We start from the raw sequence: 23,573 nt of genomic DNA, 5'->3' as shown, positions 1-23,573 counted from the left end.
GGACAAGTTTATGGCATACAGCACGCGCACAAAGCGCATCTCTATCGCCGCCGGTGCGCTTTCGATCGCGCTGGTCGCCCCATTCGTCAGCGTCTCGACGTCCGACCTCCCCGCAGCCCACGCCCAGACAGTGGCGACGCAGGCATCCGACTTCGACACGCCAGAAGAGGTCAACTTCTGGGACGTTGATTCGGTCCCGCTCAAAGACATCGCCCTGAACCCGGGCGACAAGGTAGAGACCTATTACAACTGGAAGACGATCGGCACGTACCGGTGGAAGGTGACCTTCGACGACCACGGCGTCCTGACCGTCGGGCGCCCGAGCGACGGCTTGGCGTTCAGCAGCAAGGTCGGCAAGACCGTCGAGATCCCGATCAAGGTCACCCCGGCCTCCGGCGAGCCCTACGAGGCCACGCTGAAGATCGCCGTCAAGGACGAAAAGCCGGAGGAGGAGGAGGAGGAAACCACCACATCTGCGACCACCACGCCGGAGACGACCTCGGCAGAAACCACCACGGCTGAGTCCGGGGCACCGTCTGAGTCCTCCGAACCGGAGGCACCATCCGAGTCTTCCAAACCGGAAGCACCAGCCGAGTCGGAGGGGCCGTCGACAAGCGAGGAAGCCCCAGCCCCTGAGGCGCCGAAGTTCGACTTCGACAAGACCTACGAGGCCGAGAACTTCTGGAACAAAGAAACCGTGCCCGTGCCGGACGCCAAGCTCGAGCCCGGCGACAAGATCGCGTCGACCTACTGGGATAGCACCACGCGCTGGCCGGTGACCGTCGATGCGGAGGGCAACCTGACCATCGGGAAGCCGTGGAACAAGATCACCTTCAACAACGCCATCAAGGCTGGTAGCGCGGATATTCCGGTCACCATCACGCCGAAGAAAGGCGAGCCGTACTCCGGCACCCTGAAGGTCAAGCTCACCGACACCATGCCTCCCGCCGAGTGGGAAGGCGACCTGCCGGACTTCAGCAAGATCTACTCAGTCGACTTCGAGAAGCAGCGCGTGAAGCCGGTTCCGGGCCTCACCCTGCCGGAGAACGTCACGATTGAGCGCAGCGGCGCGAAGTACCCGCTCTGGTCCTTCACCAACCTCAACGGCGAAGTGCAGGTCAACGCACCTGCCACCTTCACCCCGGGCGTGTTCGACCTGCCAGTCAAGATTAGCGACGGCACCTCCACCGTCGAGCGCACCATCCGCATCAACGCCACCAACCCGCAGACCACTGGTGGGGAAATCGCGAAGGGTATCGGTGGCGTCCTCGGCCCGATCCTGGGCGGCCTGATCGGCGGCGGCACCGGCGGCATCGGTGGCGCTATCGGTAACTTGCTCGGCGGCCTCATCGGTGGCGGCTCCGGCGGCTCTGGCGAGGACGGCAAGGGCGGCTCGGGCGGCGGGCTGCTCGGCAGCCTGAAGGGCGCGCTCGAGGGCATCGTCAAGGTTGAAGACGGCGCGATCCGCATCGAAAACAACGGCAACAACAACGGCCATGTCACAGTCACCGGCAACGCGAACCCGACCGTCAACATCTCCGACAACGGTTCCAACAACGGTAACCCGCAGGTCAGCGTCGTTGTCACGGATAACGCCAAGGTCCACGACAACGGCAACGTCACCATCACGGGCAACGCCAACCCGACCGTGAACATTTCCGACAACGGCAACAACAACGGCAACCCAAACGTTGTTGTGACCAACAACGCGAACCCGACCGTCAACATCACCGATAACGCGAACAACAACGCGTCCAACAACGGCAACCCGGACATCAAGATCTCGGATAACGCCAAGGCGTCCGTTGTTGTGACCAACAACGCGAACCCGACCGTCAACGTCTCTGATAACGCGTCCAATAATGGCAACCCAAACGTCGTGGTCACCAACAACGCGAACCCGACCGTGAACGTTTCGGATAACGCCAACAACAACGGCAACCCAGACGTGAAGATCTCTGACAACGCTAAGGCGACCGTCGTGGTCACCAACAACGCGAACCCGACCGTCAACGTTTCGGACAACGGCAACAACAACGGCAACCCAGACATAAAGGTCTCCGACAACGCCAATCCGAACGTGCAGGGCATCCCGCTCAGCTCCGGCGGCGGCTCCTCCAAGGGTGGCGGCCAGGGCGGCGAAGGTCAGGGCCAGGGCAACGGCGGCTCCTCGAACCTGAACGCGCGCGTCGGCGCAGAGGGCGGCATCTCCGACCCACGCTGCATCGCAACCCTGGTCGGCCTCGGCCTTCCGCTGCTTGCCGCAATCCCGGTTGCACTGTCGAACCAGCTCGGTATTCAGGCTGCGGGCGTCGATAAGAACTCGATTGACCGCGCACTCCGCGACACCGCCCGCTCCCTCAACGTCGACGCAAACACGCTGACTGCGGTCGGCGGCGGCCTGGTCGGCGTCGTGGTGACCCTGCTGGCGATCGCCGGCCTGCGCAGCTGCATCCCGAACGTCAAGGACATCGACATCACCGTCGGCAGCTCCGGCAACCAGGGCCAGCAGCCGACCGGCTCAGTGACCACCACCGCGCCAGTCGTCCCCACCACCCCAGCGAAGTAAGGGCGCCGGGCGCTACTCGAACACAGTGCGGTTCGAGATGCGCCCCAACCCCTCAACCTCAATCGTGACGACGTCCCCGTCGCCCACATAACGCTTCGGGTCGCGCGCATGACCAACCCCGCCCGGCGTACCAGTCAAGATGGTGTCGCCGGGGTTCAGCGGGTAAATGTGCGAAATGTACTCAATCAGAAACTCCGGTGTAAACACCAGGTCAGACGTCGAATCGTTCTGCACCACCTCGCCGTTGAGGAGCGTCGTGAGCTGCCCCGCACCCGCCCACTCGTCGCGAGTGGTCAGCCACGGCCCGAACCCCGCCGACTTCTCCAGGGACTTGCCCTGGTGCCACTGCAGGGTGGAGTACTGGTAGTCGCGCATCGTGTAATCATTGGCCACCGCGTAGCCCGCGATGTAATCAGCTGCGTCCGCCTCTACTACTCGACGCGCCCTCTTCCCAATCACAACCGCCAACTCCCCCTCCCAATCCAGGGCTCCCCTGGCCCATTCGGGAACGTTCACATCGTCATAGGGGCCGGTGAGGGCGTCAGCAAACTTAATGAACAGCGTCGGGACTTTCGGCAGCTCACGACCCATTTCCTTGATGTGGTTCGCGTAGTTCAGGCCGACACAAATGACCTTGCCCGGGCGAGGCACAACAGGCGCCAGGTCCTTGTCCTGGAAGGTGATCTGCTCCCCTTCCTCCGCGGCGAGCTCCTGCCAATTCTCTTGGGCGAGGAGCTCGCCTACGTCATGGAAGCCGAGCTTCACCGCAGTCGTTTCCCCGGTGCGGCGCGCGGCGGTCGTGGTTCCGCCGGGTTGGCGAAGTGTCATCAGTTGCATAGTGCGATTCCTTTCGGTGCGTGTGTGTACGCACGACGCTACCGGCCCGCATATGCGCGCGCACCAGATTCGCCAATTCGCGCGACGGCGCTCGGCGTTTTCCCAGTTCGCTGATGGGCTGGGAGGGAATTTGGTGTCCCCCAGCCGATTGAGTGCCAAGGGACGCAATTCGAAAAATCCGCCCGGGCATATGAGCAGGTCACCAAAGGGCTAGGCAATAATGGTTGCGTCCATTGGCACTGAGACACTGGCACAAGCAACACAACAACCCCAGCCCACACACAGTGGACTGGGGTTTGATCTGGTGCGCCCGGAGGGATTCGAACCCCCAACCTTCTGATCCGTAGTCAGATGCTCTATCCGTTGAGCCACGGGCGCGTGGCGGAGACGACAGGATTTGAACCTGCGGCCCTCCGCAAAGAGGGCAACTCCTTAGCAGGGAGCCCCATTCGGCCGCTCTGGCACGTCTCCAGACCTTCGCCCATAGTACACACACCACGAACGGGGAACAAAACGAAGGCCCCTCACCAACCGGTAAGGGGCCTTCACTTGCGGAGACGAGGGGATTTGAACCCCTGGAGGTGTGACCCTCGCTGGTTTTCAAGACCAGTGCATTCGGCCGCTCTGCCACGTCTCCAATGTTGCGTGATTCTACAGCACCCCCTTGCTGAACGCGAAAATTCAGTACGCTGGCCCGGTATGAGCAGTATGAGCACACAGAACACGAACACTATGCAGGCCATCATCCAGACTGATACCTCGGACCCGCAAGCCCTCGAACTGACTACCGTTCCCCTCCCCGAGCTGAAGGAGGGTGAGGTGCTGGTGAAAGTGCACGCCGCAGGCGTGAATCGCGGGGACTTGATGCAGGCGAAGGGGATGTACCCGCCGCCGAAGGGTGAGTCGGAAATTATGGGGTTGGAATGCGCGGGCACCATCGCCGATCCGGGCACGACCGGCCGCCAGCCGGGCGAGGAAGTCGGCTGCCTGCTGGCGGGCGGCGGCTACGCCGAGTACGTGGCGGTGCCGGAGGGCCAGCTCACGCCGAAGCCAACCAACCTCACCCTCACGGAGACCGCCGGCGTTGTTGAGGCGGCTGCCACGGTGTGGTCGAACCTGGGGATGGTCGCCGGGTTGCAGTCCGGGGACAAGGTGCTCATCCACGGCGGGGCGGGCGGCATCGGCTCCTTCGCCATCCAGCTGTGCAAGGCCATGGGCTGCGAAGTCGCCGTGACGGCGGGCAGCGCCGAGAAGCTCGAGTACTGCAGGCAGCTCGGCGCGGACAGGCTCATCAATTACAAGGAGCAGCGCTTCGAGGAGGAGCTCGCGGGCTGGGCGGACATCATCCTGGACGTCATCGGCGGCTCCTATCTGGAGGCCAACATCAAGTCGCTTGCGGTGGACGGCAGGCTCGTCGTCATTGGGTTGCAGGGTGGGCCGAAGGGCACGCTGAGCCTGGGCCGTATGCTCACGCGCCGCCAATCCGTCCACGCGACCACGCTGCGCGCCCGCCCGCGCCCCATGAAGGCAGCGATCGTTGCAAGCACGGTGGAGCACGTGTGGCCACTCATTGAAGCAGGCCACATCAACCCGAACATCTCCCGGACCTTCCCGCTTATCGACGCCCGCTGCGCCCATTCCTACCTCAACTCCGGCGAGCACACCGGCAAGGTCGTCCTGGAGGTCGAAACCGCTTAGGCCAGGGAGGCCACGGTGCGGATCAGCTGCTCGATGTCCACTTCCGTATTGAAGGGACCCAGCCCGACGGCGACCGCGCCGCCCATCTCGGCGACACCCATGTCCTGCAGCAGCGGGGTGGTCGGGGCGGGCGTCGATACGATGCCGTTGGCGAACAGCCGCTGGTGCACCGTCTCTGCTGGTACACCGTGCACACCGAAGACCAGGCGCGGGGTGTGCTCCATGCGCGAGCCCTCAGCGGCCTCGCCGGACACACCCACGATGTGCACCGACGGCAACGTGCCCAGGAACGTGTGCAGGTCGTCGCGAAGCCCGCGCATGTAGCGCTGCGTCAACCCCATCGAGAACTCCAGCCGGTTACGGCGGGTCTTGCGGCGCCCCGGCTCCTCCACCAGGCGCGCGTAGTGGTCGACGATGGCGGACACCCCGCCGGCGAGGCCCGTCGATACGTCGAGCTGCAACGCCGACATATCCAGCCTGCCGAACATCGCCTCATCCCGGAACACCAGCGCCGCCACCTGCGGGCCACCCAGCTCCGCGACGTCAATGCCCAAAATATCCGCGCCGAAGCTATCGAAGTCCATCAGGTAATACGGCGCGTACGCCGAGACGTCCGCGAGCACCCACGCGCGGGAACGATCCCGCACCGTGTCCGCAATGTCCGCCACTCGGACCACAGACCCCAGCACCTCGTGCGCAGCCGGGACCGCCACCAGGCGCGTCGAGCCATCCACCAACTCGCCGAACTGCCAGGCAGGCACATCGCCAGTCGCCAGATCCGTCTGCGCCCAACGCAGCTGCGCATCCTCCGCGCAGCGCGCCAACGCGTCCGTCAACACCGGACGATCCGCATTGCACACCACCACCGACGAACGGTGCCGAAACAGCGGGCGCATCGCCAACACCAGCGCCGAATACAACACCGGAAGCGACGGCCCCAACACCACACGCTCAGGCGAAACGTTACACAGGTCGGCGATGGCGGAGCGGGCGTCGAAAAGAAAACTTTGCCCCTCGGGCACACCGACAGTCGGGCGAGCATGCGAGCCGACCCGCGGCTCCGGGCGCGCAACCGCCGTCGACATACGGAACGAACGCGCAACCGCAGCCGACACCCGCTCCGGAATCTGCGGGCAGTCGTGCGCATTCATGTAGGTCCAGCCGTCAGAAAGGGAGGTGTACAGCCCACGCACACTAGCAACGTCATACGACTGCAACGACACCACAACCTCCTCCAGGCAACACTTCCAATCATTATGCACGCCCGAACACCGCAGCGCACCCCACCCGCAGCATGCTGCCAAAACACCGCTCAACGCACACGCAAGCTAGGGTATGAACCGTGCACAATACAAACCAGCTCCGAAACGACGTCGCAAGGATGACCTCCGAGCCACACCACGACGACGCTCCGAAATCACAGTCGAAAACGCTGAAGCTGGCATTCCGCGACCTCATCCGCGGATGGGGCCAGCACGAACTCTGGCTCCAACTAGGCTGGCAAGACATCAAGCAGCGCTACCGGCGCTCCACCCTCGGCCCGCTCTGGATCACCATCGCCACCGGCGTGATGGCGCTCGCCCTCGGGCTGCTCTACTCCATGCTGTTCCAAATCAGCGTGCGCGAATTCCTCCCACACGTCACCGTCGGCTTCATCGTCTGGGGATTCATCTCCGGCTGCATCAAAGACGGCGCGGAAGTCTTCATCGAAAACGAAGGCCTGATCAAACAGCTGCCGTCGGCACTGTCCGTCCACGTGTACCGGCTCGTATGGCGCCAACTCCTCTTCCTGGCGCACAACCTGGTCATCTGGGTCATCCTCGTGCTCGCGTTCCGCATTCACCTCGGATGGCAAGTCCTCCTCGCCATCCCGGCGATGGCACTCCTCGTGGTCAACGGCGTGTGGGTGACCATGCTCTTCGGCATCATCGCCACCCGATTCAGGGACGTCGCCCCACTTCTGGAAGCACTCGTGCAGCTGCTGTTCTACGTCACCCCGATCGTCTGGACCACCCACACGCTCAAGGAGCAAGGCGGCGACGTCGCCAAGCGCGCGATGCTCGCCGAAATCAACCCCCTCTACCACTACCTCGAGATCGTGCGCGCCCCCATGATCGGCCAAGAACTCGCCGGCTACCACTGGATCGTCGTCGGCGTCTGCACCATCATCGGCCTGCTGCTCGCCCTGCTCGCCATGCGCCAAATGCGCTTCCGCGTGCCGTACTGGGTCTAAGGAGAAGAAGTCACACATGGTTTCCATCGACACCTACAACGCCTGCGTCGACTTCCCAATTTTCGACGCCAAATCCCGCTCACTCAAAAAGGCAGTCATGTCCTCCGCCGGTGGCAAAATCGGCAAGAATGCCTCCAACACCGTGGTCGTCGAAGCACTCAAAGACATCAACCTCCACCTGCGAGAAGGCGACCGCGTGGGACTGGTCGGCCACAACGGCGCCGGCAAATCTACGTTGCTACGTTTGCTCTCCGGCATCTACGAACCAACCCGCGGCGTCGCCGACGTCCGCGGCCGCGTCGCCCCCGTCTTCGACCTCGGCGTCGGCATGGACCCCGAAATCTCCGGCTACGAAAACATCATCATCCGCGGCCTCTTCCTCGGCCAGACCCGCAAACAGATGAAAGCCAAGATGGACGAAATCGCCGAATTCTCCGAACTCGGCGACTACCTCTCCATGCCCCTGCGCACCTACTCCACCGGCATGCGCGTTCGCCTGGCCCTGGGCGTGGTCACCTCCATCGAACCCGAAATCCTGCTCCTCGACGAAGGCATCGGCGCCGTCGACTCCGCCTTCATGGCCAAAGCCAGGGTCCGGTTGGCCGAACTCGTCGAACGCTCCGGCATCCTCGTCTTCGCCTCCCACTCCAACGACTTCCTGGCACAGCTGTGCAACACCGCTCTGTGGGTGGACAAAGGCGAAATCAGGGAAGCCGGCCTGGTCTCCGAGGTCGTCGGCGCCTACGAAGGCCCCGAAGCCGGCCAGTACGTCGACGACCTGGTCAAGCGGTTCCAGGCGGAGTAGGCGCCGGGCTGGTTCGGCCCGGTTTCGGTCGGTTTTCGCTGGCCGGAGCTCCTCTGAAACCCAAATGGGAGTAACAGGATTGTAGTAATCCCCTTTTCGCAATCATTTTCGAGGATTACTACAATCCACCTACTACACTTTGCAGTTTTTGCCGGTTTTCGAACGACCGTTTGGCGGCCTGCCCTCCCGTTTCCCCTCCAAGGTTAGAAGCGTGCGATGCAGGTCGCGCATTTTCATCCAGCCCGGCCGATTTCTGGCGACCAGCGTCGCACTCCTTGTACACCTCGACCGGAACGAAAAACCACAAAGACCACACGAAAACCAGCCCGAAAACCACGCGCTCCCCGACGCACCCCCACCCCGCCCCGCCGATGGTGCACAATATGAGGCATGACTGGAACTGGAACGGCACACCTGAAAAGTAGTGGTTCGACGGCGGCGGTGATCGTGACGCATAAGCGTGTCGAGATGCTGCGACATTCCCTGGAGCAGGTGGTGAACCAGACGCACCCGGTGCAGTGGGTGATCGTGGTGGATAACGGCGCTGAGCAGGCTGTTCAGGAACTGCTGCAGGAGTTGGCCGGGGATCGAGCGGTGTATTTGCCGTCGAAGACGAATCTGGGTGGTGCTGGCGGGTTCGCGTATGGCTTTTTGACGGCGCTGGCGTTGGGGGCGGACGCGATTTGGTGCGCGGACGACGATGGCCGCCCGGCGGACCACGGCGTGTTGGAGGAGCTGTATCGCGTGGCGGAGCAGCACCGGCTGCATGAGGTGAGCCCGGTCGTGGCGAATATTGGGGATCCGGCGAAGTTGGCGTTTCCCCTGCGCCAGGGCTTGGAGTGGAAGCGGACGACGGCCGAGTTGGAGGGGTCGTTCTTGCCGGATTATGCGTCCTTATTTAATGGGGCGTTGATTTCGGCGGAGGCGATGGAGCGGATTGGTGTGCCGGATTATCGCCTGTTCATTCGGGGTGATGAGGTGGAGTATCACCGGCGTTTGTCGCAGTCGGGGCTGCGGTATGGCACGGCGCTGACCACGAAGTATTTGCACCCGGATGGGTCGGGCGAGTTCCACCCGATTATGGGTGGCAGGGCGCATGCGCAGTGGCCGGATAATGAGTCGAAAAGGTATTTCACGTATCGGAATCGCGGCTACATCATTAATCAGCAGGGCATGAAGAAGATGAAGCTGCAGGAAGTGGTGCGCTTCGGGTGGTTCTTCCTGGTGGAGCGGAAGGATCCGAAGGGCTTCCTGCAGTGGCTGCGTCTGCTGCGGATGGGGGCGCGGGAGGACTTTAGGCGTCCTTAAAGATGACTTTGCTTTGGAGGACGAAGTTGGTCACGGTGGCAACGCCTTGGGCGATGACGAAGCTGATGCCGTCTTTCCATGGGTTGTGGAGTCCGAGCGCGATGAGTGGCGGTTCGGTCCACTTGTAGAGCAGGACTTGGACGGCGAATGTGCAGGCGTAGAGCGCGAAGACGGCGCCTGCCTTCTTCGCGCTGACTTCGGATTTGAAGGCGTAGCGCGAGTTGAGCACGTAGGCGGTGGCGGTGCCGAAGACCCAGCCGATCATTTTCGCGAAGTCTCGTTGGAGGTCAACGGCTTCGGTGAGGGTGTAGGTGATGCCGAAGTCGATGACGGCGCAGCCGATGCCGATGATGAGGAATGGCAGCGCTTGCTGCTTCATCGCGCTCACAGTTGTTTCGCCCCGAGGTACGCGAGGGCTGCGACGGTGCCGATCGCCACGTTGGGCTTTGCGACGCCCCTCCGGCTCAGCCAGCCTGCCAGTTTCTTCTGCACCTGCACCCCGGCGGCGAAGGCGCCGGCGGCCGCCACGGCGATGCCGCCGATGGTGAACCAGGTGGTGGCGATGGATTCGGCTTCGCCCTGTTCGGATTCGAGGACGGCGGTCAGGTCGTTGCGGGGGTCCTCGTCGAAGGCGTTGAAGGCGGCGATGGTCGCGAGGTTGGCGGCGCCGAGGAGGGTCCAGGCCAGCGCTTTGCGCGTGGTGAAGTCGGGGACGGAGGCGGCGGCGAGGATGTAGGCGGCTTGGATGCACTGGCCGCCGAAGGTGTCGTCGAGGGCGTTGTAGTCGATGGTGGGCTCGTCGACAAGTGATTGAATCGTGTCAGTCATGGTGTCCAATGCTACTAGTAGGGTGAAAAGCATGACTAAGCATGAGGAGATTCATGAGGCGGCGCAGCGCGTCGAGGTGCCGCTGTCCGATTACATGGTGAGGCTGTTCGCGGAGGAGCTGCCGTTTGTGGATTCGATGTCGCGTGGGCGCATCTATGAGCTGCTGCGGGAGCACAAGGCTGCGGGGAAGCCGGAAATTACGTCGCAGGAGGAGCTTCCTGCAGAAATCAGGGAGCTTATGGACCTTTAGTATGATGTTTTTATAGGTTTTTCGACTTACATCATTTAGACTCGAACCGAATGTCTTCGCACTTCGGCGAAGCAACGACGACAAGAAGAAGCGAAAGAGATGGAACTACACACCAATCTTAAGTCACTCTACGGCTGGGGCCGCACGGCTCCGTCGACTGCGCATGTGCTGTCCACGCCTGACGTGGAGGTCATCAAGCAAGCCGTCGCACAGGTCGCGCAGGATAACGAGAGCCTGCCTGAGCACGCTCGCCGCGGCGTCATCGCCCGTGGTCTGGGCCGCTCCTACGGCGACCCGGCACAGAACGGTGGCGGCCTGGTCATCGACATCAACGAGCTGAACAAGATCCACTCGATTGATCCGGAGACCGGCATCGTCGACGTGGACTCGGGCGTCAACCTGGACCAGCTGATGAAGGCGGCCCTGCCGTACGGCCTGTGGGTTCCGGTCCTGCCGGGCACCCGCCAGGTCACCATCGGTGGCGCGATCGGTCCGGACATCCACGGTAAGAACCACCATTCCGCTGGTTCCTTCGGCGACCACGTGGTCTCCATGGAGCTGCTGGTGGCGGACGGCCGCGTCCTGCACCTCGAGCCGGAAGGCAGCGCGGACGACCCGGACGGCACGCTGTTCTGGGCGACGGTCGGCGGCATGGGCCTGACCGGCATCATCCTGCGCGCACGCATCCAGATGACGAAGACAGAGACCGCGTACTTCCTGTCTGACACGGAGCGCACCAGCACCCTGGATGAGACGATCGCGCTGCACTCGGACGGCTCCGAGGTCAACTACACCTACTCCTCCGCGTGGTTCGACGCCATCTCCGCACCGCCGAAGACGGGCCGTTCCACCATCTCCCGTGGCTCACTGGCGACGCTGGCGCAGCTGGAGGAGTACGCGCCGAAGCTGGCGAAGGATCCGCTGCGTTTCAAGGCGCCTCAGCTGATGACGGTGCCGGACATCTTCCCGTCGTGGACCATGAACAAGCTGACGCTGTCCGCCATCGGCGAGGCCTATTACATGATGGGCGCCCCGAGCAAGAATGACATCAAGAACCTGACGCAGTTCTACCAGCCGCTCGACCTGATTGGTGAGTGGAACCGCGGCTACGGCAGCGCGGGCTTCCTGCAGTACCAGTTCGTGGTGCCGACGACCGCTGTGGAGCCGTTCAAGGACATCATCTACCAGATCCAGTCCTCCGGCCACTACACGGCGCTGAACGTGTTCAAGCTGTTCGGCGAGGGCAACCGCGCGCCGCTGTCCTACCCGATGAAGGGCTGGAACGTCTGCGTGGACTTCCCGATCCGCCCGGGCCTCAACGAGTTCCTGGACCGCCTGGATGACCAGGTGATGGAGTTCGGTGGCCGCCTCTACCTGGCGAAGGAGTCCCGTACGTCGGCGGAGAAGTTCCACAAGATGTACCCAGGTCTGGAGGGCTGGCTGAAGACCCGCCGCGAGATCGACCCGACCGGCGTCTTCGCTTCCGACATGTCCCGCCGCCTCGAGCTGAACTAGCTGAACTACCTGAAGGAGATTTTTCACATGTTGAATGCAGTAGGCCAAGCGCAAAACATTCTGCTCGTGGGTGGCACCTCGGACATCGGCCTCGCCATCGTGCGCGAGTTCGTCACCCGCGGCGGCAATCCGAATGTCACCCTCGCGGCTCGCAAGAGCTCCCCGCGTATCGACGCCGCCGTTGCTGAGGTCACCAACGCAGGTGCAGGCTCCGTTGAGGTCCTGGACTTCGACGCGACCGATTTCGCGTCTCACCCGGACGTGATCAAGCAGGCGTTCTCCGGTGGCGATGTTGACGTCGCCGTGGTTGCCTTCGGCACCCTGGGTGACCAGGAGCAGCTGTGGCAGGACCAGGCGGCAGCCGTGGAGTCGGCGCAGGTGAACTACACCGCGTTCGTGTCCGTCGGCGTGCTGTTGGGCCAGGAGATGAAGCGCCAGGGCCACGGCACCATCATCGCGATGAGCTCCGTTGCGGGCCAGCGCGTGCGTCGCTCCAACTTTGTGTACGGCGCGTCGAAGTCTGGCATGGATGCCTTCTACCTCCAGTTGGGTGAGGCGCTTCGTGACTCCGGCGTGAAGGTGACTGTGGTTCGCCCAGGCCAGGTACGTACCAAGATGACGGATGGGTTGGAGGAGGCTCCGCTGACCGTCGATAAGGAGGAGGTGGCGCAGACTGCCGTTGAGGCTGCGTTGAAGGGCGAGCCAAGCGTGTTTGTGCACAAGCTGTTCGGCCCGATTTCCTTGGTGCTGCAGCACATCCCGGCAGGGATTATGCGCAAGCTCAACTTCTAATTCCCGGCGGGGAACGTGGTGGATGCGCTGCGATGTGCCAAACTGTGTGCATGACAGATACATCCATCCAACCCACGCTGGAGTTCAAGACCGTCGACTACGAGCCTGACGCTGTGTCATGGACGTCGGCGGTCTTGCGCATGCTTGCGGCCGGTGCCAGCGCGGCGGTGGTGACGTTGGCGGTGTGGTACGTGCTGCACTCCACGTCGCTGCCTGCGTTTAATACCTCGATGGTGACGCGCGCTCTATCCACGGGCGGCTCTTTCGTTGTGATTCTGTGCGCGGCGTTGGCGTGCTGGGCGTGGGTGCGGAAGCGCCTGTCGCGGCCGGTGCGCGTGCTTTGCCAGGCTGTCTGCGGGCTGGCCCCGGCTGGTCTGGTGATTACGGCGTTGGGGATCCCGCTGGCGTCGACACGCCTGTGGCTGGACGGCATCCAGGTGGATCAGGGCTTTCGTACCCAGTTCTTGAGCCGGATGACCGAGGTGGCCACCAACCAGGACATGAACTACCTGGACCTGCCTACCTTCTACCCGATTGGGTGGTTCTGGCTCGGCGGGCGCCTCGCGCACCTGCTGGGCATGGAAGGCTGGGAGGTATACCAGCCGTGGGCGCTGGTATCGCTGGCTGCTGCGGCGTGCGCGCTGGTACCGATTTGGCGGAAGCTGTGCGGCTCCCTGCCGGTATCCACGCTGATCGCGCTCGTATCGACGGGCATCGTGCTCACCGAGACGCCTGACGAGCCCTACGCGGCGATCGTCGCCCTCTTCGCCCCCGCGGCCGCTGTCACCGCGTACAAGGCGCTGACGGGCTCCTGGCAAGCCACGGTGGTGCTGGCGCTCTACCTGGGCGTTTCCGCCATGTTCTACACCCTGTTTACTGCGATCGCCGCGCTGACCGTTGTGGTGATCGCGGTGCTGTTGTGGTTCCGCCGCAAGTTCGCGCGCGGCCCCGTCGTGCACCTTTTGGCTTCCGGGGTGGGTGCGCTGTGCATCGCGGCGATTGGTTGGGCTCCGTACCTGTACCAGTCGGTCTTCGGCGGTTTCGACGTGCGCCACACCGCGAACCACTTCCTGCCCGCCCAGGGCACGGTGATCCCGCTGCCGTTCTTCTCCCTGTCCATCATCGGCGTGCTGTCGGTGTTGGGCCTGATCTTCATGGTTGGGCGCCTGCATGTGCCTGAGGTGGCGTCGTTAGCTGTGATGGTGGTGGTCTGCTACACCTGGGTGATCGTCTCGATGTTTGCGTCGCTGCTGGGCACGTCCCTGCTGGGCTTCCGCATCGAGGTGCTGCTGATGCTGCTGTTTTCCACCGTGGGTATCTTCGCGGTGGCGGACTTGCGCACTGCTGGCGTCGATTATTACTACCCGGGCCACTTCAAGGAGCGCACGCAGCGCGTGATCACCGCGGTGCTCATCATCGTGGTGGCTGCGGGCACGCTCTCGTTCGTGCAGCGCATCCCGGCACTCAACGAGGCGCACATTGACCAGGCGTACTCGGATACGGACGGCTTCGGCGAGCGCGCCGACCGCTTCCCGCCGGACCCGGGCCGCTACTACGGCGAGATCGACGAGTTCATCCAGTCCCACGGCTACACCCCTGGGGAGACCGTGGTGTACACGGATGAAATCAACTTCATGGCGTTCAAGCCCTACCACGGCTTCAACGCGTTCACCAGCCATTACGCCAACCCGTTGGGCGAGTTCCACCTGCGCAACGAGGCGCTTTCGCAGTGGGCGAAGCTCTCCTTCGACGCCCCCGAGAAGCTCGACGCAGCGATGCAGGACACGAAGTGGACGGCGCCGCAGGCATTCATTTTCCGCGGAACCATGAGCGATGACCTGCGCGAGGACGCCACCGAGAACCGGGATGTGGCGTGGAAGACGCACATCGGCCACAACATCTTCCCGAGCGAGCCGAACGTGCGCTACGAAGGCCTGTTCTTTAACCCGAAGGCGTTCCCCCGCGAGACGTGGGACGCGAAGCAGATTGGTCCGTTTGTCGTGGTGGTTCGCAATGCCGCCACGCCTGAGAAGTAGAGTATGCCCCTGTGACAACTGAGACATCCGTGAATCCCGTGAACCCTGCGAACCCACAGAGTGCGGCGAGCACGCCCGGCGCGCAACAACCTCGGCGCGCCCCGCGCCAGCTGGTGGCTGCGACCGTCGTGTCCGGCTTCATCGCCTTCGTGTTGCTGCTGCTGACGCCGCTGCTGCCTGTGACGCAGGTGCAGTCGTCAGTGCAGTGGCCGCAAGGCGGCTCGGTGGGGTCGGTGAATGCCCCGCTGATTTCGCTGGCGCCGCAGGAGATTGACATGACGGTGCCACTGGAGGCGACGCGTCACCTGCGTGAAGGCCAGAACATCATTGTGTCGACGCTGCCTGCGTCCTCGGAGGAGGCGACCGACCGTGGCATGTTTGTGTCCGCGCCGGATGGCGGGTTGGTGGTCAGCTCGATTAATAAGGTGCTCTTCGAGTTGAGCCCCGGCGAGCTGGCGGGTATCGGCCCGGACAAGCAGCTGCGGGTGCACATCACGGATGAGCAGGCGGAAATTTCGGTGCCGGGCACCAGCTTCGAGGAGGTCCTCGAGGATGATTATCGCCCGCAGCTCAGTGGGTTGTACTCGGAGCTGAAGGAGGAGTCGTCGGCGCAGCTTATTGACGCCGGGCTCGCCGCCAACATCGAGATCAACTCTCGCTTTACGTCCAGCCCGACCCTGGTGAAGTCGCTGGCGATGTGGCTGGGGCTGGCCGCGATGGCGGTGAGCCTGTGGGGGCTGTGGCGCCTGGATCAGCTGGATGGGCGTCGTATCCCGCTGTTCAACCGTCGTTGGCGCACGTTCAAGCCGCTGGACGCGGTGGTGCTGGCGGTGCTGGGGTTCTGGCACGTGTTCGGCGCGAACACCTCGGATGACGGCTTCCTGCTGACGATGGCGCGGGTCTCGAACGACTCGGACTACATGGCGAACTATTACCGCTGGTACGGCGTGCCCGAGGCGCCGTTCGGTTCCCCGTTCTATGACGTGTTGGCGTTGTTGGCGAAGGTGACGACGGCGTCGATGTGGATGCGCCTGCCGACGCTGCTGGCCGCCATCTTGGTGTGGTGGCTGATTTCCCGCGAGCTGCTGCCGCGCTTCGGCGCGGTCATCGCGGACCGCCGCATGGCGTACTGGACTGCAGCGTTTGTGTTCCTGGCGTTCTGGCTGCCGTACAACAACGGCACCCGCCCGGAGCCGATTATCGCGATGGGGTTGACGCTGACGTGGGCGCTGTTTGAGCGCACGATCGCCACGAAGCGACTGGCCCCGGCGGCGCTGGGCACGGTGGTGGCGGCGTTCACGCTGGCCTGTGGCCCGACGGGTCTGGCGGCGGTGGGCGTGTTCCTGATCTGCCTGCCTGAGGTGTTCCGCATCATGAACAAGCGACGCGCGATTGCCCCGGGCATCGCGTACATAGCGGCGTTTCTGGCGGCGGGCTTCGCCGTGATGGTGCCGGTGTTCAAGGACCAGACCCTGGCGACCGTATTGGAGGCCACCAAGGTGCGCGGCGAGGTCGGCCCGGCGCTGTCCTGGTACTCGGAGTGGGTGCGCTACGGCACGCTGTTCCAGGAAGCTGTCGACGGCTCGCTGTCGCGCCGCTTCCCGATGCTGGTCTTCGCCTTCTGCGTAGTCCTCATCCTGTTTTCGATGGCACGCCACGGCGCGATCCCAGGCACGCCTGCGAAGCCGACGCAGCGCCTGATGCTGATCATCGGGCTGTCCACGTTCTTCCTGATGTTCACCCCGACGAAGTGGACGCACCACTTCGGTATTTACGCGGGTATCGGCGGTGTGGTCGCAGCACTCGGCGCGGTGGTGCTGTCTCACTTTGCGCTGCAGTCGGCGCGCAACCGCTCCTTTGCGATCGCCGCGGTGCTCTTCCTGGTGTCCCTGAGTCTGGCGGGCTGGAACGCGTGGTGGTACGTGTCCTCCTTCGGCGTGCCGTGGTGGGACAAGAACCCACAGGTGAAGGGCATCGAGGCGAACACTGTTTTGCTCGGAATTACGCTGGTGATTGCCTTGGTGGGCGTCGTCCAGTGGCTGCGGCCGCGCCCTGATTCTGTGCGGGAGCGCGCGGCGGCGTCGCGCTGGGCTGGCGTGATGGCCGCGCCGATCGCCGTCGCCGCGGTACTCATGGTGGCGTTTTCGTGCCTCACCTTCGTGAAGGCGTTTGCGGAGCAGACCCCGAACTACTCGGTGGGCATGGGCAACGTGAAGACGTTCAAGGGTGACATCTGCGCCCTCGGCAGCGAGATTCTGCTTGAGACCGACACGAACGATTCCTTCCTCACCCCTGTCGACGGGGTGCCGCTGGGCCGCTCGCTGGACTCCGGGGTGAACCGCGCGTTCTACCCGGACGGCGTGCCTGCCACGATCGCGGACGACAACGCCGACACCACGGATACGAAATCGGGCGACGACACCGCCATCGAGACCGTCCAGTCCGATGCAAACGAGGAGCCTGAGCTCTCCTCGGATGCACGCAGCGTCGAGGGCAACCGCCCGTTCACGCTGCGTGGCGTCAACGGGTCGACGGTGCGCCTGCCGTTCAACCTGGACTTCAACCGCATCCCGCTGCTGGGCACATACGACGAGCGCGCGACGCGCACGGCCTACCTGGAAACCACCTGGTTCGAACTGCCACAGAAGCGTGACGACGCCCCCCTGCTGGTCACGTCCGTGGCTGGCAAGATCGCGCACCACGACATTAATGGCGTCGAAAAGGAAGGTGCCGAGCTGGTGCTGGAGTACGGCGTGCGCAGCGACGACGGCTCGATAAAGACCCTGGGCGAGGCAGAAATGCTGGACCAGGGGCCGACGCCGAAGTGGCGCAACCTGCGCTACCCCATCGCGGACCTGCCCGAGGAGGCAAACGTGGTGCGCCTCGTCGCCGAGGACGCCTCCCTTGCGGAAGACGACTGGATGGCCGTCACCCCGCTGCGCAACCCGACGCTGCAGCCGCTGAACAAGATGTTCGACTCGGACACCCCGGGCCTGCTCGACTGGTCGGTGGCCTTCCAGTACCCGTGCCAGCGCACGTTCAACCACTTCGCTGGCGTGACCGAGATCCCGGAGTTCCGCATCATGCCTGACGCACCGGGTAAGCAGCAGCTGTCCGGATTCATGGACTTCCTGGGCGGCGGTGCGCTGTCCACCGCGGAGGCCGTGAACTACTCCTACCAGGTGCCGGGGTACATGAAGGGCGACTGGCAGCGCGACTGGGGTTCCCTGTCCCGCTACCAGCTGCGCACGAACTCCATCGGTGAGGTGCCAGCGCTCGCGGAGATCCAGCTGGAGGAGGTCACCCGTTCAGGGTGGTGGACCCCAGGCCCGATGAAGATTCGGGAGGTCTAACAGCTAAGATGAGGCGCCATGCGCGCTTTCGCATCCCTCCGCTCCGTTCTTGTTGCCGCCGCTACCGCCGCCCTTGTCGCGGTTGGTGCGGCGGCTCCGGCCTCTGCGCAGCAGCTGCAGCTGCCGGCGCCGATCGCACCGTCGTTCCGCCTGCCGAGCCTGCTGAAGTCGCAGGGCTGCAAGTCGGAGTACTTGATTGCGGTGCCGGGTGGCGTCAATACGATGCCGGGGCTACCGCGCAACCTGCCGCACGGCGGGAACGTGTGGCTCACGGGCGTGCTTACCCAGCTGTATACGGGTGGGCAGATTCAGCCGCTGTGGATCGCGTACGACGCCGCGCCGTTCGCCACCACGCAGTACCAGACGGCGTCGAACCGCGGGTACGCGGAGACGAAGAAGGCCGTCGCGGGCATCGCGAACGCCTGCCCGAACGCGCGCTTCAGCTTCACTGGCTACTCCCTCGGCGCGGATATTGTGTCGCGGATGCTGAATAACATTGCGCATGACCGTGGCCCTATCGCGAAGGAGCGCGTCGTCTCGGCTGCCCTGTTTTCCAGCCCCTACCAGGGCGGGAACGGTGCGGTGATGTCTGTGGGAACGTCGCCACACGTGCGCGGCGCGCTCGGTGAGCTGGAGGGCGGCTATGGCGACCTCGGTGAGCGCGTGCTGGAGATCTGCAACACCGGCGACATCGTGTGTTCCCCGTCGGAGGATCAGCGCGAGATCGTCGACCCTGCGATGGACGTCAACCTGAGCAGCGGCGGGATGCCCCGCTGGGTGATTGACATCGCGCGCGCGAACGACGGCCGCACGAGCAGCATCATCCACTCGATCGGTGCGCACGGGTCCTACACGCTGGCGCAGCAGCATGAGGCTGCGAACTGGATCGCCAACCACCGCTAGTCCCGCCGACGCGCATGTCCGCCCCACACGTTAGAGTTGTGGGCATGCATGATCTTTTTCATCACGTAAACGGCGAGTGGGTCGAATCCCACGAGATCCCAGCCGATCGCGGTATCGACGGCTCCTTCTACGCCCTGCGCGACAAGGCGGAGGAGGACGTCCACACGATCGTCTCGGAGACCAGCGACCTGTTCGCCTCCTTCATGGATACCGACGCCATCAACGCCGCAGGCACCGCGCCTCTGCAGCCGGACCTGGACCTGATCGCGGTGAAAGATATCGAGGAGTTCGCCCACAACCTGGGCGTGCTCGACCGCACGGGTGTCGGCTCCCCCCTGGCCTTTTGGGTTGAAAAGGACTCCCAGGGCGAGGACAGCGTGCCCTACCTTGTCCAATCCGGCCTTGGCCTGCCGGATGAGGCTTACTACCGGGAGGACGCCCACGCGGAGACCCGCGCCACCTACCAGAAGCACGTGGCCCGCATGCTGGCGTTTTTGGACCCGGCGTACCTGCTGGGGCTTACGCCTGAGGTGGCGGCGCAGCGCATCATGAACCTGGAGACCCAGGTGGCGGCCAGCCACTGGGATGTGGTGCGCAGCCGGGACGCGATGGCTACCTACAACCCGGTGGAGTTGGCGGAGTTGCCGTCGATAATTGTGACGATGCTGCGCGGCGCCGGGCTTCGCGACGGCCGCGTGATCAACATGATGCCCTCCTTCACCGAGGACTTAGCGACGATGCTTCGCCCCGAAACCCTCGCCGACTGGCAACTGTGGGCGGCGTGGACCGTGCTGCGCTCGCGCGCAAGCGTGCTCACCGAGGAGATCGGGCGGGCGAACTTCGAGTTTTACGGCACGGTGCTCTCCGGCGCGACGCAGCAGCGCGACCGCTGGAAGCGCGGCGTGGGGCTGGTGGAGTCGCTGGTGGGCGAGGAGATCGGCAAGGAGTATGTGGCGCGCCACTTCCCCGCCAAGTCGAAGGAGCAGATGCTCTCCCTGGTGGACTACCTCGTGCGCGCCTACGAGCAGCGCATCAGCAACCTTCCGTGGATGACACCCGCCACCCGCGAGCGCGCCCTGGAGAAGCTGCGCCTGTTCCAGGCGAAGATCGGCTACCCGGAAACCTGGCGCAGCTACGAGGGCCTGACCTTTGACCCTTCCGGTGAGCAGCTGGTGGCCAACGTGCGCCGCGGCGCCGCCTTCGAGCATGACTACCAGCTGGGCAAGATCGGCAAGCCTTCGGACCGCTCCGAGTGGGTGACCACCCCGCAGACCGTCAACGCGTTCTACAACCCAGTGGTCAACGACATCACCTTCCCTGCCGCGATCCTGCAGCCGCCGTTCTTCGACCCGGAGGCGGACCCGGCGCGCAACTTCGGCGCGATCGGCGCGGTGATTGGCCACGAGATCGGCCACGGTTTCGACGACCAGGGCTCGCGTTACGACGGCCACGGCAACCTCAACTCCTGGTGGACCGACGAGGACCGCGCCCACTTCGAGGAACGCACCGCGAAGCTGGTGGAGCAGTTCCAGGGTCTGGTGCCTTCTGTGCTGGAGGGCCAGGACGTGGCGGGGGTCAACGGCGAGTTCACGCTCGGCGAGAATATCGGCGACCTGGGCGGCCTTGGTATCGCGGTAGTGGCGTACCAGCTGTACTGCGCCGACAACAACGTCGAGCCGAACCTGAAGGAGCTCTTCCTGGCGTGGGCCCGCGTGTGGCGTTCGAAGGCGCGGCCGGAGATGGCGACGCAGCTGCTGGCGATTGACCCGCACTCGCCGAACGAGTTCCGCTGCAACGTCATCGCCTCCAACGTTGACGAGTTTTACGAGGCCTTCGACGTGGAGCCCGGCTCCCCGATGTGGATCGCCCCGGAGGAAAGGGTCAAAATATGGTAGAGGAATCGTCGCTTCAGCCCGGCGCGGAGGGCGCGCACTACCCGCTCAACGAGCAGGGTTCCGAGGAGTTCCAGGTCGGTGGCGTGGAGCGCACCCTGCCGGAGTCCGAGCAGCTCGCGCAGCTGGTGTCCTACATCGAGGCGTCCTACGAGGACTCCCCGCAGTACCTGGCGTTGCTTCCGGACCGGATTACGCACGCCGCGATGCTAATGCTGGGCTCCGCAGTGGATCACCAGATGCCGGGCGTGGCGTTGACCGGGGACGTCTCCGTCGAGGACGCCCCGCTGGGCCAGGTGTTCACCTCATCGAAGGCGCCCGCAAAGGGCGGCGTGTGGGTGGTGTCTTGCTACGACGGGCCAGCGGATGCCCGCGAGTTCGCCTGGCGCCCCGAGGTTGCCGCCTGCGCTGAGCAGGCCGGTGCCCGCGCCTACGACGTAGACGACCCGACTGGCGTCGCCTCCGCCGTGCATGCCGCACGCCAGGAAGGCGCGGACGTGGTCGCGGTGTGGGGCACCGGCTCCTCCTGCGGGCTGCTGCCTGCGGGCGCGGACGCCTACGTGCTCACCTTCCCCGCCGAAGCCACCGCAGCAGTAGCAACCGGCGACGCGAAGGTGCTGCTCCAGCGCGCGTCCGACGCGGCGTGGGAACAGCCCTCAGTCGAGGGGGCGGAAGTGAAAGAGTACGTCTCCACCGGGGTGATCGCTACCCCGGCCCAGCACCGGCGCAAGGTCCTGGATGCCGCGGAGTTTCTTGCCGGACTTGGTACGGCCGAACGCTGACGCGGGCGTAGCGTCGTGGCGCTGCACGATGCCACGGCGTACGTCGACGGTGTTGTGGTAGGCGCTGCCGTTCGTCAGCGCCGCCACCGCCCACGTCTCATCCAGCGTGGTGCCCCAGGAGACAGAGGCGGTCGCTGTGGTGGCCTCGTTGGCCCAGCCCATCTTGGAACCCTGCACGCCGCGCAGACGCGCGGTGCCGAACTGCTGACCAAACCCGTCAGAGGCCACCAGCGACTGCCGACGCATCCCGTCCAACAGCGGCTCAGCAACCGGGTCCCACAGGATGGCCGCGATGAAGGTGGCCACGTCCCTCGCAGACGTCAACGTCGTGCCCCACGCGCCGACGCGCTGCGTTCGCTCCAGCTCGAAGTCGGCGGCAATCTCGTCGATGGCCTGCGGGTAGCGGGCGTCGAGTTCCTCGGCGATCGCGTCGTTGGAGACGCGCACCATCTCCTCCACCTGCGCCTTCTCCTCCTTCGTGCCGTTATAGAGCACCCAGTAGCCCAGGTAGAGCTTGGCCAGGGACAGGGCGGCGCGCGGCTCCTCGCCCGCCGGGGAGATCGACACCCGGCCGTCCGGGTGCACCACCGCCAGCGCAGTGCGCTCCCGCGTGTAGCCGGGGTTCACGTGAAAGCCCTGCAACGCAGGCATCAGCGCGCACACCAGCAGCGCAGCGATCCACTTCTTCAACACAGTGCTTCCGCTTCGTTTCGCGCCCTAGAGGTCCAGGATGGAGTCTGCTTCGCTGACGTCCTCGCTGACCGGCTCCGGCACCTCGCACAGGTACACGTTGGCGCCGGTGGCGTCCTTCGCCCCAAGCATCGGGCCGAACGGGCTGAGCGTCGGACCAGCCAACACCTGGCCGCCACCCATACGCACCGCATGGGACGCCGCATCAACGTCCTTGACGCCGAAGTAGGAGTGCCAGACCGCCGCAAGGCCGTGCTGCTGCAGCCGCGGGTCCAGACGCAGGCCCAAGAACGCCGCGCCCTCCTGCAGCGCAATGTAGTAGCCGCTTTCCTTGCGCAGCTCCCAATCGAACAGCTCCCCGTAGAAGTCCACGGTGGCCTCATCCGGCGCCACGCACTCGTACCACACCGAAACACCCGGCTCACCAGCGGCAACGAAGGCATCCTCCCCCGCCGGGCGCATCAAGCCGAACAAGCCACCGGACGAGTCGGCACACACCGTCATCACACCGAAGTCCACCTCCTGGGAGCTCAGCACCTTGCCCCCCAGCGGCTCCACGCGTGACTCAATCGAGCCGTCCGCGTCCATGAAGTACGTCACCCACAGGTCCCGCTCCTGCTTTGACGGCACGAACCCCGCCACCGGCAGCCCGTCCTTGCGGGCAACCCGGTACGTCTCGCCCGTAACTTCCCACCCGAGCACCTTCGAGTAGAAGTACGCGGACTTCTGCACGTCTTTGGTCAAGCAGTCCTGCCAGTACGGCATCCCTGGTGTTCCCTGAAACGCAGGCATTTACATGTTCCTCCACTTTTCCGGATCGAAATCGTCGTTCGCGGTGCGCTCATCGAAGTAGTCGCCGTCATCCCCGCCGGTGCTCACGGTTGCTGTTTGGGTGCCGACGGTGACGGAGTCGGCGTCGAAAAGCAGGTGCCCGCGCGCACGCACCACCTCCCCATTGACACTGACCTCGCCGGCGTTGATGAGCTCCTTGGCGTGCCCGCCGGACTCCACAAGGTTGGCCACCTTCAAAAACTGACCGAGCTTAATGCTCTCCCCCGAAATCACCACATCAAACGCCATGA

General features: G+C 64.3%; 19 protein-coding genes and 3 tRNA genes. 12 read left to right on the top strand and 10 right to left on the bottom strand.

All coding sequences use genetic code 11. The features are described from left to right. Positions 1 to 10 precede the first annotated feature (10 nt). The gene (locus QP802_RS05285; protein ID WP_284817736.1) at positions 11 to 2,569 is read left to right on the top strand and encodes a hypothetical protein; all 2,559 of its coding nucleotides are present in this window, start codon (positions 11 to 13) and stop codon (positions 2,567 to 2,569) included. Positions 2,570 to 2,581: 12 nt separating this feature from the next. On the opposite strand, the gene QP802_RS05280 is transcribed toward QP802_RS05285, so the two are convergent. The 4 genes from QP802_RS05280 to QP802_RS05265 all read right to left on the bottom strand — a co-directional run bounded on the left by QP802_RS05280 (position 2,582) and on the right by QP802_RS05265 (position 4,043). Then, positions 2,582 to 3,406 (bottom strand): fumarylacetoacetate hydrolase family protein, encoded by an 825-nt coding sequence (locus QP802_RS05280; protein ID WP_284817735.1) that lies wholly within the window; start codon positions 3,404 to 3,406, stop codon positions 2,582 to 2,584. Between the two features lie 302 nt (positions 3,407 to 3,708). Beyond that, positions 3,709 to 3,784: transfer RNA gene (locus QP802_RS05275), tRNA-Arg, on the bottom strand. Position 3,785: 1 nt separating this feature from the next. Then, positions 3,786 to 3,877, bottom strand: a tRNA-Ser gene (locus QP802_RS05270). Positions 3,878 to 3,958: 81 nt separating this feature from the next. After that, positions 3,959 to 4,043, bottom strand: a tRNA-Ser gene (locus tag QP802_RS05265). Positions 4,044 to 4,105: 62 nt separating this feature from the next. Between QP802_RS05265 and QP802_RS05260 the strand changes: the two genes are divergently transcribed. Beyond that, positions 4,106 to 5,104: an NAD(P)H-quinone oxidoreductase gene (locus QP802_RS05260; RefSeq protein ID WP_284817734.1), complete on the top strand. Its 999-nt coding sequence runs from the start codon at positions 4,106 to 4,108 to the stop codon at positions 5,102 to 5,104. Here QP802_RS05260 and QP802_RS05255 read toward each other — a convergent pair. Continuing rightward, positions 5,101 to 6,327 carry an aminotransferase class V-fold PLP-dependent enzyme gene (locus tag QP802_RS05255; protein ID WP_252931179.1) on the bottom strand — a complete coding sequence of 409 codons (1,227 nt, stop codon included), beginning with the start codon at positions 6,325 to 6,327 and terminating at the stop codon, positions 5,101 to 5,103. The genes QP802_RS05260 and QP802_RS05255 overlap by 4 nt on opposite strands. Positions 6,328 to 6,485: 158 nt before the next feature. Here QP802_RS05255 and wzm point away from each other — a divergent pair, with 158 nt between their 5' ends. The 3 genes from wzm to glfT1 all read left to right on the top strand — a co-directional run bounded on the left by wzm (position 6,486) and on the right by glfT1 (position 9,450). Further along, positions 6,486 to 7,337, top strand: a complete 852-nt coding sequence (gene wzm, locus QP802_RS05250) for a galactan export ABC transporter permease subunit Wzm/RfbD (RefSeq protein WP_256472717.1) — start codon at positions 6,486 to 6,488, stop codon at positions 7,335 to 7,337. A gap of 16 nt (positions 7,338 to 7,353) precedes the next feature. Further along, positions 7,354 to 8,142 (top strand): galactan export ABC transporter ATP-binding subunit Wzt/RfbE, encoded by a 789-nt coding sequence (gene wzt / locus QP802_RS05245; protein WP_284817733.1) that lies wholly within the window; start codon positions 7,354 to 7,356, stop codon positions 8,140 to 8,142. Between the two features lie 390 nt (positions 8,143 to 8,532). After that, positions 8,533 to 9,450, top strand: coding sequence for a galactofuranosyltransferase GlfT1 (gene glfT1 / locus QP802_RS05240; RefSeq protein WP_070363297.1), 918 nt, complete (start codon positions 8,533 to 8,535; stop codon positions 9,448 to 9,450). Here the strand turns inward: glfT1 and QP802_RS05235 are convergent. Together QP802_RS05235 and QP802_RS05230 are read right to left on the bottom strand one after the other, a co-directional pair. Next, positions 9,437 to 9,829, bottom strand: a complete 393-nt coding sequence (locus QP802_RS05235; protein ID WP_070975130.1) for a GtrA family protein — start codon at positions 9,827 to 9,829, stop codon at positions 9,437 to 9,439. The two genes, glfT1 and QP802_RS05235, sit on opposite strands and share 14 nt — an antisense overlap. Before the next feature lie 5 nt (positions 9,830 to 9,834). Next, a complete protein-coding gene (locus tag QP802_RS05230; RefSeq protein WP_284817732.1) occupies positions 9,835 to 10,278 on the bottom strand; it encodes a hypothetical protein in 444 nt (147 codons plus the stop codon). 31 nt (positions 10,279 to 10,309) lie between these two features. On the opposite strand from QP802_RS05230, the gene QP802_RS05225 reads away from it, so the two are divergent. The 7 genes from QP802_RS05225 (at position 10,310) to QP802_RS05195 (ending at position 21,022) form a co-directional block, all read left to right on the top strand. Then, positions 10,310 to 10,528: a hypothetical protein gene (locus tag QP802_RS05225; RefSeq protein WP_070363299.1), complete on the top strand. Its 219-nt coding sequence runs from the start codon at positions 10,310 to 10,312 to the stop codon at positions 10,526 to 10,528. A gap of 99 nt (positions 10,529 to 10,627) precedes the next feature. Next, on the top strand, positions 10,628 to 12,043 hold the full coding sequence (locus QP802_RS05220; RefSeq protein ID WP_070477238.1) for a decaprenylphosphoryl-beta-D-ribose oxidase: 1,416 nt from the start codon (positions 10,628 to 10,630) through the stop codon (positions 12,041 to 12,043). Between the two features lie 27 nt (positions 12,044 to 12,070). Next, positions 12,071 to 12,835 carry a decaprenylphospho-beta-D-erythro-pentofuranosid-2-ulose 2-reductase gene (locus QP802_RS05215; protein ID WP_256000630.1) on the top strand — a complete coding sequence of 255 codons (765 nt, stop codon included), beginning with the start codon at positions 12,071 to 12,073 and terminating at the stop codon, positions 12,833 to 12,835. Between the two features lie 50 nt (positions 12,836 to 12,885). Then, positions 12,886 to 14,871, top strand: a complete 1,986-nt coding sequence (locus tag QP802_RS05210; protein ID WP_284817731.1) for a galactan 5-O-arabinofuranosyltransferase — start codon at positions 12,886 to 12,888, stop codon at positions 14,869 to 14,871. Between the two features lie 11 nt (positions 14,872 to 14,882). Further along, entirely contained in the window at positions 14,883 to 18,224 is a 3,342-nt protein-coding gene (locus QP802_RS05205) for an arabinosyltransferase domain-containing protein (RefSeq protein WP_284817730.1), read from the top strand. A gap of 18 nt (positions 18,225 to 18,242) precedes the next feature. Continuing rightward, entirely contained in the window at positions 18,243 to 19,127 is an 885-nt protein-coding gene (locus QP802_RS05200) for a cutinase family protein (RefSeq protein ID WP_284817729.1), read from the top strand. A 44-nt stretch (positions 19,128 to 19,171) separates the two neighbouring features. After that, the gene (locus tag QP802_RS05195; protein ID WP_284803843.1) at positions 19,172 to 21,022 is read left to right on the top strand and encodes a M13 family metallopeptidase; all 1,851 of its coding nucleotides are present in this window, start codon (positions 19,172 to 19,174) and stop codon (positions 21,020 to 21,022) included. A 653-nt stretch (positions 21,023 to 21,675) separates the two neighbouring features. On the opposite strand, the gene QP802_RS11185 is transcribed toward QP802_RS05195, so the two are convergent. The 3 genes from QP802_RS11185 to QP802_RS05180 are packed head-to-tail and all read right to left on the bottom strand — an operon-like array spanning position 21,676 to position 23,571. Then, positions 21,676 to 22,494, bottom strand: a complete 819-nt coding sequence (locus QP802_RS11185; RefSeq protein ID WP_070477228.1) for a hypothetical protein — start codon at positions 22,492 to 22,494, stop codon at positions 21,676 to 21,678. A gap of 24 nt (positions 22,495 to 22,518) precedes the next feature. Further along, a complete protein-coding gene (locus QP802_RS05185) occupies positions 22,519 to 23,283 on the bottom strand; it encodes a VOC family protein (protein ID WP_070363305.1) in 765 nt (254 codons plus the stop codon). After that, the gene (locus QP802_RS05180) at positions 23,284 to 23,571 is read right to left on the bottom strand and encodes an RNA-binding S4 domain-containing protein (protein WP_070477226.1); all 288 of its coding nucleotides are present in this window, start codon (positions 23,569 to 23,571) and stop codon (positions 23,284 to 23,286) included. Between the last annotated feature and the right edge of the window lie 2 nt (positions 23,572 to 23,573).

The organism is Corynebacterium sp. UMB10119B, assembly GCF_030228125.1.
Classification (GTDB): domain Bacteria; phylum Actinomycetota; class Actinomycetes; order Mycobacteriales; family Mycobacteriaceae; genus Corynebacterium; species Corynebacterium pseudogenitalium.
The sequence above is the reverse complement of the archived record's forward strand: the minus strand, read 5'-3'. Positions and strand labels throughout refer to the sequence as shown.

Bases quoted from the DNA above. Each gene is read 5' to 3' on its own strand.
- QP802_RS05285 (WP_284817736.1), top strand. From the start codon at position 11: ATGGCATACAGCACGCGCACAAAGCGCATCTCTATCGCCGCCGGTGCG.
- glfT1 (WP_070363297.1), top strand. From the start codon at position 8,533: ATGACTGGAACTGGAACGGCACACCTGAAAAGTAGTGGTTCGACGGCG.
- QP802_RS05235 (WP_070975130.1), bottom strand. From the start codon at position 9,829: ATGAAGCAGCAAGCGCTGCCATTCCTCATCATCGGCATCGGCTGCGCC.
- QP802_RS05185 (WP_070363305.1), bottom strand. From the start codon at position 23,283: ATGCCTGCGTTTCAGGGAACACCAGGGATGCCGTACTGGCAGGACTGC.
- QP802_RS05220 (WP_070477238.1), top strand. From the start codon at position 10,628: ATGGAACTACACACCAATCTTAAGTCACTCTACGGCTGGGGCCGCACG.
- wzt (WP_284817733.1), top strand. From the start codon at position 7,354: ATGGTTTCCATCGACACCTACAACGCCTGCGTCGACTTCCCAATTTTC.
- QP802_RS05195 (WP_284803843.1), top strand. From the start codon at position 19,172: ATGCATGATCTTTTTCATCACGTAAACGGCGAGTGGGTCGAATCCCAC.
- QP802_RS05180 (WP_070477226.1), bottom strand. From the start codon at position 23,571: ATGGCGTTTGATGTGGTGATTTCGGGGGAGAGCATTAAGCTCGGTCAG.
- QP802_RS05230 (WP_284817732.1), bottom strand. From the start codon at position 10,278: ATGACTGACACGATTCAATCACTTGTCGACGAGCCCACCATCGACTAC.
- QP802_RS05260 (WP_284817734.1), top strand. From the start codon at position 4,106: ATGAGCAGTATGAGCACACAGAACACGAACACTATGCAGGCCATCATC.
- QP802_RS05215 (WP_256000630.1), top strand. From the start codon at position 12,071: ATGTTGAATGCAGTAGGCCAAGCGCAAAACATTCTGCTCGTGGGTGGC.
- wzm (WP_256472717.1), top strand. From the start codon at position 6,486: ATGACCTCCGAGCCACACCACGACGACGCTCCGAAATCACAGTCGAAA.
- QP802_RS05280 (WP_284817735.1), bottom strand. From the start codon at position 3,406: ATGCAACTGATGACACTTCGCCAACCCGGCGGAACCACGACCGCCGCG.
- QP802_RS05210 (WP_284817731.1), top strand. From the start codon at position 12,886: ATGACAGATACATCCATCCAACCCACGCTGGAGTTCAAGACCGTCGAC.
- QP802_RS05225 (WP_070363299.1), top strand. From the start codon at position 10,310: ATGACTAAGCATGAGGAGATTCATGAGGCGGCGCAGCGCGTCGAGGTG.
- QP802_RS05200 (WP_284817729.1), top strand. From the start codon at position 18,243: ATGCGCGCTTTCGCATCCCTCCGCTCCGTTCTTGTTGCCGCCGCTACC.